The organism is Streptomyces glaucescens (assembly GCF_000761215.1).
In the GTDB taxonomy this organism is placed as follows: Bacteria; Actinomycetota; Actinomycetes; order Streptomycetales; family Streptomycetaceae; genus Streptomyces; species Streptomyces glaucescens_B.
Genome location: NZ_CP009438.1, coordinates 1,679,528 through 1,691,753 on the forward strand (window position 1 = coordinate 1,679,528; position 12,226 = coordinate 1,691,753).

12 protein-coding genes are annotated in these 12,226 nt (G+C 74.3%); 5 read left to right on the top strand and 7 right to left on the bottom strand.

Features of this window, described 5'->3' with window-relative positions; all coding sequences use genetic code 11:
- Positions 1-9 precede the first annotated feature (9 nt).
- Genes SGLAU_RS07210 through SGLAU_RS07225 form a run of 4 tightly spaced genes read right to left on the bottom strand, consistent with a single transcriptional unit; the run spans position 10 to position 3,901 of the window.
- Positions 10-735: a hypothetical protein gene (locus SGLAU_RS07210; RefSeq protein WP_043499362.1), complete on the bottom strand. Its 726-nt coding sequence runs from the start codon at positions 733-735 to the stop codon at positions 10-12.
- Positions 728-1,456, bottom strand: a complete 729-nt coding sequence (locus tag SGLAU_RS07215; protein ID WP_043499364.1) for a hypothetical protein — start codon at positions 1,454-1,456, stop codon at positions 728-730. Before SGLAU_RS07215 ends, SGLAU_RS07210 begins: the two co-directional genes overlap by 8 nt.
- Positions 1,457-1,476: 20 nt before the next feature.
- Entirely contained in the window at positions 1,477-2,001 is a 525-nt protein-coding gene (locus SGLAU_RS07220) for a phage tail protein (protein ID WP_043499367.1), read from the bottom strand.
- Between the two features lie 34 nt (positions 2,002-2,035).
- Positions 2,036-3,901 carry a phage tail sheath family protein gene (locus SGLAU_RS07225; protein ID WP_043499368.1) on the bottom strand — a complete coding sequence of 622 codons (1,866 nt, stop codon included), beginning with the start codon at positions 3,899-3,901 and terminating at the stop codon, positions 2,036-2,038.
- Between the two features lie 364 nt (positions 3,902-4,265).
- On the opposite strand from SGLAU_RS07225, the gene SGLAU_RS33130 reads away from it, so the two are divergent.
- Positions 4,266-4,691, top strand: a complete 426-nt coding sequence (locus tag SGLAU_RS33130; RefSeq protein WP_099052773.1) for a YchJ family protein — start codon at positions 4,266-4,268, stop codon at positions 4,689-4,691.
- 88 nt (positions 4,692-4,779) lie between these two features.
- Here the strand turns inward: SGLAU_RS33130 and SGLAU_RS07235 are convergent, their stop codons facing one another.
- Positions 4,780-5,481 (bottom strand): FadR/GntR family transcriptional regulator, encoded by a 702-nt coding sequence (locus tag SGLAU_RS07235; protein WP_043499374.1) that lies wholly within the window; start codon positions 5,479-5,481, stop codon positions 4,780-4,782.
- Positions 5,482-5,612: 131 nt separating this feature from the next.
- Here SGLAU_RS07235 and SGLAU_RS07240 point away from each other — a divergent pair, with 131 nt between their 5' ends.
- Both SGLAU_RS07240 and SGLAU_RS07245 read left to right on the top strand, forming a co-directional pair.
- The gene (locus tag SGLAU_RS07240) at positions 5,613-6,137 is read left to right on the top strand and encodes a gluconokinase (protein WP_043499375.1); all 525 of its coding nucleotides are present in this window, start codon (positions 5,613-5,615) and stop codon (positions 6,135-6,137) included.
- Positions 6,138-6,213: 76 nt separating this feature from the next.
- Positions 6,214-7,611, top strand: coding sequence for a gluconate:H+ symporter (locus SGLAU_RS07245; RefSeq protein WP_043499377.1), 1,398 nt, complete (start codon positions 6,214-6,216; stop codon positions 7,609-7,611).
- 72 nt (positions 7,612-7,683) lie between these two features.
- Here SGLAU_RS07245 and SGLAU_RS07250 read toward each other — a convergent pair whose 3' ends face one another.
- Positions 7,684-9,243, bottom strand: a complete 1,560-nt coding sequence (locus SGLAU_RS07250; protein WP_043499379.1) for an APC family permease — start codon at positions 9,241-9,243, stop codon at positions 7,684-7,686.
- 121 nt (positions 9,244-9,364) lie between these two features.
- On the bottom strand, positions 9,365-10,354 hold the full coding sequence (locus tag SGLAU_RS07255) for a hypothetical protein (RefSeq protein ID WP_043499381.1): 990 nt from the start codon (positions 10,352-10,354) through the stop codon (positions 9,365-9,367).
- 289 nt (positions 10,355-10,643) lie between these two features.
- Here SGLAU_RS07255 and SGLAU_RS07260 point away from each other — a divergent pair, with 289 nt between their 5' ends.
- Entirely contained in the window at positions 10,644-11,537 is an 894-nt protein-coding gene (locus tag SGLAU_RS07260; RefSeq protein WP_043499382.1) for a DMT family transporter, read from the top strand.
- 146 nt (positions 11,538-11,683) lie between these two features.
- Positions 11,684-12,199, top strand: coding sequence for an NUDIX hydrolase (locus SGLAU_RS07265; RefSeq protein WP_043499383.1), 516 nt, complete (start codon positions 11,684-11,686; stop codon positions 12,197-12,199).
- Positions 12,200-12,226 lie beyond the last annotated feature (27 nt).

A 12,226-nucleotide genomic window follows, 5' to 3' on the forward strand; every position in this document is an offset into this window, starting at 1 on the left:
CTGTGCGCCTCACTCGCGCCCCCGGCCCAGGTAGTCGGCCAGGCTCACGGTCGCGGCGGGACGCCGTGCCGGGGCGCGCCGTGCGGGGCCGCCGCCCGGCGGCGGCCCCGCCGTCACCTCCAGACGTCCGATCTGCACCCGCACCACCTGCTCGGGCGCCCGCCCGGCCCGCCGGGCGGCGGCCTGCCGTACGGCGCCCCGGGCGGCGGCCGTGTCGGCGGCCCGCGGGTGCGGGGCGGCGGCCGGGGCGGCGGGTGCCGCACCCGGGGGGCGGGGGGCGGAGGCCGCGGCCGGGGTCGCGGTGCGCTCCGCCGGGCGCCCCGCCGGGCGACGCCCGGGGTCCGGTGCCGGCCGGCGGGCGGGCGGCGGCGGTGCCACGGGCCGCGGCAGGGGCGGGGCGGGCACGGGCGGGGCGGGTGGCGGCGGCTTCGCGGGCGCCGGTTCGGCGCGTACGACGGTCCGCTCCCGCTCGGTCAGGAGGCGCGCCGGACCGGCGGCGGGGACCGGGCGGGCCGGGCCGTCGCCGCGGGGCTCGGCCGGGGAGGTCGTGGCGGGCCACACGGGGGCCGCGTCCTCCTCGGTGCCGCGGGCCCGTACCGCCTCGACCCGTTCGAACGGGCCGGGCAGCCGGGGCCGTACCCGCGCCGCCCGCGGAAGGGAACCCGGGGCCGGCGCGTGCCGGGCGATCAGGCGGTCCAGGAAGTCGCCGCCCTGGGGGGTCGAGACGTCAGTCATCCGCGCACAGCTCCAGGTAGTAGCGGCGGCGCAGCGGGCTGAGCGCCAGGATCTCCGGTTCGCTCCAGCCGTAGGCGGTGGCGAGCAGGTGGACGTCGAGGAGCAGGTCGCGTGCCCAGGCGTCCAGTTCGGTCCACAGGTAGGAGGCGATGTCGAGTTCGGCCCGGGTGGTCCGCCCGCACTCGGGGCAGGCCACGGTGAGCGTCACATCGGCGCCCGGGTCGGCCGCCTCGGCGGCCTCGGCGATCCGGCGCTGCACGGCCGCGGGCAGTTCGGCGGCGGTGACCGCCCGCCCGTCGTGCTCGGCCGTGACGAGGCAGCGGGCGAGCAGCGCCGCGCGGGGGTCCGGGGTGCGGGCCGCCGCCGTGAGGTCGGCGACGGCGGGCAGCCGGAACTCGGCCCGCCAGCCGCCGTGCTCGACCCGTACGACCGGATCGGGGCGCTCGCCCAGGGTGCGGGCGAACTCCCCGGCGTCCAGCTCGAACTCCAGGTCCGCGCCGCACCGCGCGCAGTCAAGACGGACCTGCATGCGCTCCCCGAACAGGGTCCGGCGCAGCGTGAACAGGTCCGCCTCCCGTTCGCCGACCGGCAGCCCGGGGAGCGCCCGGTCGTCGAGGTCGGGGCGCGCGGTGCGGTGCAGCAGCAGTGCGCGCCCCGCGGGCGGTGCCGCGAGTCCCGCCTCCCAGGCGGCCAGCAGCCCGGCCGCCCCGGTGATCGCCATGGCCATCTCCTCCGGTCCGCTCAGGCCGGGTCGAGGAACGACGGCTCCTGGGGCTCGGGCACCTCGTAGTCCCGCTCCCAGCCCTCGCACTCCAGCTTCAGCGACTGGATGGCCACCGCGTTGGCGTTGGCGTCGAGCTCACCGAGCACCTGGTACTCGCTGGGCCAGGTGCGGTACAGCTTGTGCGAGACCGCGACCTGGCCGGCCTCGTTGAGGACCTGGATGACGATGTCCTTGCGGAAGTCGGCGAGCGAGACCTCGGAGCCGAGGCCGGCGCCGACCTGCCAGACCTTGTTGGCCCAGCGGTCGAACTCCGGGTCGTGGGTGACGCCGCGCTCCAGGGTGATGCCCTCGAACTCGGAGCGGCCCGGCGACTTGCGCGGGGAGGAGGGGTCGCCGCCGTGGCGGTGCTTGACGACCTCGGTGGTCCGCTTCAGCGGGGAGATCTTGCTGATGCCGGCGACCGTGCGGCCGTCCCACAGGACGAGGAACTTGAAGTTCTTGTACGGGTCGAACCGGTGGGCGTTGACCGTGAACTCAGCCATGGAAAACAGTCCTCGGATTCCTCGCGGGCGCTCGTCAGAGCGCGAACTGCCCGGACGTCTGCCGGATCCGGACGATCACGAACTCGGCCGGGCGCACCGGCGCGATGCCCACCAGCACGTTGACCACGCCGTTCGCGACGTCCTCGGCGGTCGTCGTCTCGTGGTCGCACTTGACGAAGTACGCCTCGCGCGGGGTGGTGCCCTTGAAGGCGCCCTGGCGGAAGAGGGTGTGCAGGTAGGAGGAGGCGGACAGCCGGATCTGCTGCCACAGGCTCTCGTCGTTGGGTTCGAACACCACCCACTGGAGCCCGCGGTGCAGGCTCTCCTCGACGTGCAGCGCGAGCCGCCGCACCGGCACGTACTTCCACTCGCTGTCGAGCGCGTCGGCGCCCTCCAGGGTGCGCGCGCCCCACACCAGCGGGCCGGTCACCGGGAAGGTGCGCAGGCAGTTGACGCCGAGCGGGGCGAGCAGACCGGTCTCGCGGTCGGTGAGGTCGACGGTGAGCGAGTGCACGCCCGCGAGCCGGGCCCCGGTGCCCGCGGGTGCCTTCCACACGCCGCGCTCGGCGTCGGTGCGGGCGATGACGCCGGCGATCGCGCCGGACGGCGGGAAGGCGCGCAGCCGGCCGGTGAGCGGGTCGGTGAGCCACAGGTGCGGGAAGTACAGGGCGGCGTGGTCGCCACGCACCGCGTCGAAGGCGGCGGCACCGGCGCGGGCGGTGTCGGCGCTGACCCAGCCGGCGGGCGCGTCGACGAGCAGGAAGATCCGCCGTTCGGCGCACAGCCGCTGGGCGGCCGAGACGACGGTGAGCATGTCCTCGGTCCTGTCGTACCCGGCGATCTCGGGCAGTGCCAGGAGGTTGACGTCGGCGACGCCGCGCAGTGCCTGGATCCCGGTCCTGTCGGCCTCGGAGCCGATCAGGTCGCGGGGCCCGGGGGGCGCGCCGTCCTCGCCGCCCGCGAGCGGGAACACCGGCGGGTTGACGGAGGCCTCCAGGCCGAGGTCGTTGGCGCACTCGCCGAGGAAGCGGACGACGTCGTCGGGGTCCGTGGACCCGGCGACGACCTGGAGCCGCCGGCCGAACGCGGTGACTTCCGCGCCCGCGAAGGCGTGCTTGCCGGGCGCGTCGGGCAGGGCGCGCAGTTTGCGCTCCAGGAGCAGCGCCAACTCGGCGACGGTGGTGGGGGCGGGGCCGTCCCGGTCGGGGTCGTGGAGCGTGAACTCCCGTTCCACGCCGCCGATCTTCACCGTGAGCCCGACGGCCAGGTGGGGCAGTTCGCGCCCGAACGGCCTGGAGACGGTGCCGGAGGGGTCGGGGCGGCCCTCGCCGACGGCCTCGACCCGGATCAGCCGGGAGGCCGCGTTGATCACGGTCGGCGCGTGGCGGCCGTGCCGGGCGTCCATGGACAGCCCGGTGAAGCTCTCCCGGGTGTCGCCCCTGGCGTCGTGGACGCGCAGGTTGAAGGTGTCGTCGGGGTGGGGCGTGTCGTGGTCGACGGCGATGCGCAGTCCGTTGCCCCAGACTCCGGGTTCCTTGGCGTGGACCTCCAGGACACGGCTCTCGCTGTGTCCGCCGGTGGACTCCAGGGCGGTGCAGGCGGCCCTGCCGCTGCCGGCCGCGGCGACCCGGACGATCACGGCGACGCCGCCGCCGTTGCCGAAGAACTGGTGCACCGCGTGCGCGACGGCGCTTCGCGAGCCGAGCCCGCCGAAGCGGCGTTCGAAGTCGGTGAAGCCGGTGACGCGCACCGGTTCGTTCAGCGGGCCGCGCCGGGTGTGCCCGACGAAGGCCGTCACGGACGTGGTCACGGCGGAGATGGTGCGGGTGCTGCTGGGAAGCTCTTCGACATGGACGCCGGGATACGTCGGCCTGGCGGCGCTGCGTGCGTTCGTCGGCATTCCCCCTCCAATCCCTGGTCGGGCACCGGTCGTGGGCACCAAGAGACGGCGGAAGGGGAGGCCGGTGCGCACGGACGTCGGCGGGCAGGGACGGACAGCCCCCATCGGCGGCACCGCATCAGCTTCCCCCGTCAGTGCCCCCGGGCGAACGGCCGTCCGGGTCAGGCAGCGCGCTTATGACTCCTGATGCTCAAATGCCCCATATACGTTGGCGGCCAGCAAGCCGGAGCAGCAAGACGGGTTCGCGCCAGCGGTGGAGGAGGTTCCATGGAGGGGGCCGCGCACGACCCGCACACAACGTGCGCGGGACGCGACGGCGGCTTCACACTCTTCGCACAGGCGACGGTGCAGCAGAATGGGGGGCATGTCCCGACGCAGCGCGCCTTCCCGGCGCCACACCGCCCCAACCCCCGTCGGCCGGACCCCGTGCCCGTGCGGCCTCGCACAGACCTACGACGCGTGCTGTGGCCGATTCCACCGGGGTACGGAGTCCGCACCGACCGCGGAACGGCTGATGCGTTCGCGCTACAGCGCCTTCGTGCGGCGGGACGAGGCGTATCTGCTGCGCACCTGGCACCCCCGGACCCGCCCGCCGGGTGTCGACTTCGACCCGGGGATGCGGTGGACCGGCCTGGAGATCCTGGACACCGCCGACGGCACCGCGTTCCACACCACCGGCACGGTGACCTTCCGGGCCTCCTTCCGGGGCGGCGCGCTGCACGAGCGCAGCCGCTTCGAGCGGGTCGGCGGGGCGTGGGTGTACGTGGACGGGGACTTCCTCGACGACTGAGGGGCCGGCGGCCGGGCCACCGCGCTACGGGGCTACGGGGCTACGGGGCTACGTGGCTACGGGGCTACGGGGCTACTGGGCTACGGGGCTACGGGGCGAGGATGTCCAGCTCCTGGAGCGCCCCCACGGTGATCTCCCGGGTCAGCTCCTCCGCGCGGTCCGCGTCCCGGGCGCGCACCGCCTCCGCGACCCGGACGTGCAGGGTGACGGCGGCCGGGTCGGGGTCCTCGAACATGACGTCGTGCTGGGTGCGGCCGGTCAGCACCTCGGCGACGACGTCGCCGAGCCGGGCGAACATCTCGTTGCCCGAGGCGGTGAGGATCACCCGGTGGAAGGCGACGTCGTGGCGGAGGTAGCCCTCCAGCTGGTGACCGCGCGAGTGCGCGACCATGCCGAGGGCGCACTCGGTCAGCTCCGCGCACTGCTCGGCGGTGGCGTGCTGCGCGGTCAGCCGCGCGGCCAGCGGCTCGATGGCGGAGCGCAGCACGGTGAGGGAGCGCAGCTGGTGCGGCCGGTCGGCACCGGCCAGCCGCCAGCGGATGACCTGTGGGTCGTACACGTTCCACTCGGCCTTGGGGCGGACCGTGACGCCCACCCGGCGGCGGGACTCGACGAGGTGCATCGACTCCAGGACGCGCACCGCCTCGCGCATCACGGAGCGTGACACATCGAAGCGCTGCGCCAGTTCGTCGGTGCGCAGCACGCTGCCCGGGGGGTACTCGCCCGCGGTGATCTCGGGGCCGAGGGTGTCCAGTACATGGCCGTGCAGCCCCCGGCCCGGTGTGCTCATGCACACAGAGTACGGCGAGGATCACGCCCCCAAAAAGTCAGACTTATTCATCACACACTCTTGAATTCGTCGTACCTAATGGGTTTCAGTTAGCCGAACATCACCGTGTCGACGAAGACAGCGAGGCAGCGATGAAGACCCCCCACGTCGTCGTGGTCATGGGCGTCGCGGGCACCGGCAAGACCACCATCGGTCCCCTGCTCGCCGCCCGGCTCGGCGTCCCCTACGCCGAGGGCGACGACTTCCACCCCCAGGCCAACATCGCCAAGATGACGGCCGGGACCCCGCTCACCGACGAGGACCGCCTCCCCTGGCTCGACGCCATCGGCGCCTGGGCGGACGGCCGGGCGGGGCTCGGCGGGGTGGTCAGCTGCTCGGCGCTGAAGCGGTCGTACCGGGACCGGCTGCGGGCCGCCGCCCCGGGGCTGGTCTTCGTGCACCTCACCGGCGACCGCGCGCTCATCGAGGACCGGATGTCGCACCGGCAGGGTCACTTCATGCCCACCGCGCTGCTCGACTCCCAGTTCGCCACCCTCGAACCGCTCCAGGCGGACGAGGCGGGCGTCCCGGTGGACGTCTCGGGCGGCCCGGAGGACATCGCCCGCCGCGCGGCACAGGCGCTCGAACAGCTCCCCGGCCCGCCCGCCGCGCGGTGACCCCTGTTGTTAACCCCCCTGGCCCGGCCCGTCCGGGCGCCCCCTCCCCCATCCCCGTACCTGCAAGGGAACACCCGTGACCAGACTCAGCGTCGAGATGCTGGCAGCGGACACCGCCGAGCCCATCACCTCGGCCGGCCACGCCCAGCTGGGCATCGCCGTGCTGGCGGGCATCGCCGTCATCGTCCTGCTCATCACCAAGTTCAAGCTGCACGCCTTCCTGGCGCTGACCATCGGGTCACTGGCGCTCGGCGCGTTCGCCGGGGCGCCCCTCGACAAGGCCATCGCCAGCTTCACCACCGGACTCGGCTCCACGGTGGCGGGCGTCGGCGTGCTGATCGCGCTCGGCGCGATCCTCGGGAAGATGCTCGCCGACTCCGGCGGCGCGGACCAGGTCGTCGACACCATCCTGGCCAGGGCGGGCGGACGGACGATGCCCTGGGCGATGGTGCTGATCGCCTCCGTGATCGGGCTTCCCCTGTTCTTCGAGGTCGGCGTCGTCCTGCTGATCCCCGTGGTGCTGATGGTCGCCAAGCGCGGCAACTACTCCCTGATGCGGATCGGCATCCCCGCGCTCGCCGGTCTGTCCGTGATGCACGGCCTGGTGCCGCCGCACCCCGGCCCGCTCGTCGCGATCGACGCCGTGGGCGCCAACCTCGGGGTGACGCTGGCCCTCGGCGTCCTGATCGCCATCCCGACCGTGATCGTCGCCGGCCCGGTGTTCGCCCGGTTCGCGGCCCGCTGGGTCGACGTCCCGGCCCCCGACCGGATGATCCCGCAGCGCGCCTCCGACGAGCTGGACAGGCGCCCCGGCTTCGGCGCCACCCTGGCCACCATCCTGCTGCCGGTCGTGCTGATGCTCGCCAAGGCGCTGGTGGACATCGTCGTCGACGACCCCGCATCCACCGCGCAGCGCGTCTTCGACGTGATCGGCTCCCCGCTGATCGCCCTGCTCGCGGCCGTCCTGCTCGGCATCTTCACGCTGGCCCGGCCCGCCGGGTTCGCCAAGGAGCGGGTCCAGGCGATGGTCGAGAAGGGCCTCGCGCCCATCGCCGGCATCCTGCTGATCGTCGGAGCGGGCGGCGGCTTCAAGCAGACGCTCATCGACTGCGGTGTCGGCCAGATGGTCCTCGACATATCGGAGGACTGGTCGATCCCGGCGCTGCTGCTGGCCTGGCTGATCGCCGTGGCGATCCGGCTCGCGACCGGCTCCGCGACCGTGGCGACCGTCTCCGCGGCGGGCCTCGTCGCCCCGCTGGCCGCCGACATGTCGACCACCCACGCCGCGCTCCTCGTCCTCGCCATCGGCGCCGGCTCGCTCTTCTTCAGCCATGTCAACGATGCCGGGTTCTGGCTGGTCAAGGAGTACTTCGGGCTGAACGTCGGCCAGACGGTCAAGACCTGGTCGGTGATGGAGACGATCATCTCGGTGGTCGCGGGGGCGCTGGTGCTCCTGCTGTCGCTGGTCATCTAGCCGTACGCCGCCCGGCCGCGACGGAAGAAGGGCCCGCCCCCGCACGGGGGTGGGCCCTTCTGCGGCCGCCTGCTACGACTCGTCCGCCGCCCTGTCCAGCCGGAACGCCTCGTTGCCGAGGCCGATGCGGGCGTGGGTGCCGGGGGCCCGGGAGCGCAGCACCAGGCCGAGGACGGCGCCGGCGAGGGCCGCCGCGGCGATGACGCCGGGCAGCACCCAGCTCAGCGCCGACCCCGGGCCGGAGCCCACCAGCACGTCGAAGTCCTTCACGGTGTAGCCGGCGATGACAAGGAGGGCCAGTCCCGCCAGCGTGGAGGTGACCAGCCGCCAGGCCTGCGCTCCCGCGGCGCCCCGGCGGGCGAAGAACACCACGACGGACAGGGAGGCGGTGGCCATCAGCAGGATCACGCCGAGGGCGCCGACGTTGCCGCCCCAGGTGAACAGGTGCAGCACCGGTGCGGTGGGGTCCCCGGCCGGCTTGTCGTCGGCGGCCGCGAAGGCGATGACGACCAGCGCCGAGATCACCGTCTGCAGCAGCGAGCCGGTGCCGGGCGCCCCGCTCGCGCCGGTGGTCCGGCCGAAGGCGCGCGGCAGCAGGCCCTCGCGGCCCATGGCGAAGGCGTAGCGGGCGACGACGTTGTGGAAGCTGAGCAGCGCGGCGAACATGCCGGTCACGAACAGGACGTGCAGGACGTCGGTGAAGGTGCCGCCGAGGCGGGACTCGGTGAGGAAGAACAGCAGTCCGGCGCTCTGCTCGCGCGCGGTGCCGACGACGTGGCCGGGGCCGGTGGCGACCGTGATGGCCCAGGAGCTGAGGGCGAAGAAGACGGCGACGAAGCCGACGGCGAGGAACATCACGCGGGGCACGAGGATGTGCGGCCGGCTGGTCTCCTCGGCGTACACGGGGGCCTGCTCGAAGCCGGTGAAGGCGGCGATGCAGAAGCACAGGGCGGTGCCGACCCCGGCTCCGGTGAGGGTGCCGGGGTCGAACGCGGCGAGGGACAGGCCCTGCGGGCCGGGGTCGGACACGGCGGCGATGTCGAAGACGACGACGAGCGCCAGCTCGATCAGCAGGAGCACGCCGAGCACGCGCGCGTTGACGTCGATCTTCAGCCAGCCGAGCGCGCCGACGACGGCGACGGCGGTGAGCGCCGGTATCCACCAGGCGATCTCGACCTCGGCGTAGGTGGCGAGGAGCCCGGCGACCTCGAAGCCGAAGATGCCGTAGATGCCGACCTGGAGGGCGCTGTAGGCGGCCAGGGCGACGAAGGACGCGCTCGCTCCGGCGGTGCCGCCGAGGCCGCGGGAGATGTACGCGTAGAAGGCGCCGGCGTTGTGGACGTGCCGGCTCATCTCGGCGTAGCCGATGCCGAAGAGGACCAGGACCACGCCGAGGATGACGAAGAGGAGCGGCTGGCCGACGATGCCCATCACCGCGAATGTGGTGGGCATGACACCGGCCACCACCATGATCGGGCCCGTCGCCGCGAGCACGGACAGCAGCAGGCCGCTCGTGCCGAGGCGGTCGGCGCGCAGGGCGCGCTCCTCGCCCTTGAAGGTGCTGATGCCGTCGGCGCCGGGGGCGCCGCCCGCGCCGGTGCTCGTACTCGTATCCGAACTGCCCGTCGTCATCGGGGGACCGTCCTTGTGTCGGGGGTGAGCGGGTGGGGGCTGTCGTGGACCTGCGGACCTGCGGACCTGCGGACCTGCGGACCCGCGGACCGGTGCGGCGGCGTGCGGAGGGCGGTGCGGGTCACCCCGTGCCGAGCGCCCGGTCGCGGGCCGCGCGGAAGGCGGCCAGCGGGTCCCGGTCCGGGTAGGACCAGGGCTCGGGGGTGGCGTGCTCGCCGATGCGGTGGAACAGCGCGGCGGCCTCGGCGCCCCGCCCCTCGCAGCACTTGGCGTGCGCGAGGAAGTTCAGGTCGACCAGGCGGCGGGGGTGGCCGTCGTGTTCCCATTCCAGCCACCAGTCGAAGGCGGCCTTCATCACCTGCCGGGCCCGGCGGCCGACCCAGTGTCCGGAGGCGGCGGGGTCGGCGGGCTCGAAGCCGTGCGCGGCGAGCACCCGGTAGCGCTCCGCGTGCGCGACCACGGGCAGGATCGCCAGCGGCGAGTCCGCGGGCGCCTGCTCGGCGGCCCAGGCGGCGAAGTCGTACACCTCGTGCAGCGGGTCCGGGCCCGCGTCGGCGCGGCGCTCGGCGAGCCGGGCGACCATCAGGTGGTGGGCGTGGTGGTGGTCGGCGTACCGCGCGCGCACCTGCTCGAAGGTCCGTACGACGTCGTCCTGGCTGCCGAGGTGCCGCTCCAGGAGCAGCAGGCCGAGCCAGGGGGTGGGGTCGCCGGGCGTCCGGGCGGCGACGGCCCGGCAGGCCTCGCGGACCCGGTCGGGTTTCTCCTTGCCGCGCAGCGCCCGCCAGACCCGGGCGAGGGCGAGCAGGACGCCGGCGTCGACGGAGTCGGGTTCGGCGAGCAGCCATTCGCGGGTCCAGGCGGCGCTGTACGGCTCCCGGGCGAGGACAACGGCGCGGTGGCCGCGCAGGTCCCAGTCGTCACCCGTGCGGGCGAGCAGGGAGCGGGCCGCCTGCCAGCGCCCCTGCGCGAGGGCGGTGCGGGAGGCGGTGAGCTCGGTGTCGTCGAGTGCCGGGTCGAGGCCCCGGTCCGCCTTGCCCGGAGCCCTCGACTGCCCCAGGGCGGGGAGGGAGCCCCAGCGGCCGCGGCCGAGGGGAGGCGGGGGCGGGGACACCTCGGACGTTCCTCGGAATCTCTGAGCTGACTCGGGACGATGTGCTCTGCCATCGGTTGATCACGCACAGCAAACCCCCAGCCACGGCTCTCCGTCAAGCGCCGCTGGTACATGACACGCGTCAACGCCGTTCACACCGGCGGGACTTGCGCGGACGGGCGGATGAGCCCCGGGACCGCCCCGCATACGTGTGTGACGTGCGTCATAGCGCTGCCTCGCCGCACCGCTCAGCATGGCCGGAAGCACCCCGTTTGCCCGGCCTCCGCCGAATGATCACCCAGGGAGCAGCTTGTCCACGATGGTTCTGGTGCTCGCCCTGAGCGCCGCCTGCTGCCTGGGCTTCGGCTTCGTGCTCCAGCAGAACGCGGCACAGCGCGCGCCCCTCTCCGACTTCCTCTCGCCCCGGCTGCTGCTGGACCTGATGAAGGTGCCGAGCTGGCTCGGCGGCATCGGCCTGATGGCCGTGGGCATGGCCCTCGGCGCCATGGCGCTCGGCCAGGGCCAGATCTCCCTCGTGGAGCCGCTGCTCGCCACCAACCTGCTCTTCGCCCTCGTCCTGTCCCGGCACCGCACCCGGCAGCCGCTGGGCCGCCAGGGCTGGCTGGGCCTGGCGCTGTTGGGCGGCGGCGTGGCCGCGTTCCTGATGGCCGGTGAGCCGCGCGGCGGGCACACGGTCCCCGATCCCGCGCGGCACTGGCTGATCATCGGCGTGATGGTGGGCGCGGCGCTGCTGCTCACCGGGTACGCGCGACGGCTGCGCCGGGGGGCCGCCCCCGTGCTGCTGGCGGTGGCGGCGGGGCTGCTGTACGGCGTGCAGGACGCGCTGACCCGGGAGAGCGGGCAGCGGTTCGAGGCCGGCGGCCTGTCCGGGCTGCTGACCGGCTGGCAGCCGTACGCCGTGCTGCTGCTCGGCGTGACCGCGCTGGTGCTGGTGCAGAGCGCCTTCGAGACCGCGCCGCTGCGCATGTCGCTGCCCGCGCTGACCGCGGCCCAGCCGCTGGCGGGCATCGCCTGCGGCGTCGGCTTCCTCGGCGACCGGCTGCACACCGGCCCGGCGGCGCTGGCCGGGCAGGCGACGGGTCTCGCGGCCGTGGTGGGCGGCATCCTGCTGCTCGGCATGCACCCGGCGCTCCCGCAGGGCACCCCCGCCGCGGCCCGGGTCCGCGCGCTGCAACCCGGCTGAGCACCCGCCCGGCCACCGGCCGGCCGCACCACCCGGAGTGACCCGGGACGACCGGCACACACCCCAGGCCGCGCGGGCGAGGCCCGGGACGACAGCGGCCAGGCCCGGGGCGGCGTGGGCGCGGCCCGGGCTGCTTGGATGGGGTCATGAGCGCTGCGGACGAGATCCTGGACATCGTCGACGAGGACGACCGCGTCATCGGGCAGTGCCCGCGCGGCGAGGTGTACGCGAAGGGCCTGCGGCACCGCTGCGTGTTCGTCCTGGTGCGCGACGCCGGCGGCCGGATCTTCGTCCACCGCCGCACCCCCACCAAGCTGGTCTTCCCGTCCCTGTACGACATGTTCGTCGGTGGAGTGGTGGGCGCGGGCGAGACGTACGACGCCGCCGCGCTGCGCGAGGCCGAGGAGGAGCTGGGCGTGAGCGGCCTGCCGCGCCCGCGGTTCCTGTTCACGTTCCTCTACGACAACGGCTCCGGCGGCTCCTGGTGGTCGGCGGTCTACGAGGTCCGCTGCGAGCTGCCGGTCCGCCCGCAGGAGGAGGAGGTCGCCTGGCACGCCTTCCTGCCGGAGGCGGAGCTCGAGCGGCGGCTGCCGCAGTGGGAGTGGGTCCCGGACGGCCTGGCGGCGTACGAGCGCCTGCGGGAGCGGCGCCACCCCGCCTGACCTGCCCCGCCAGGCCCGTCCCGGTAG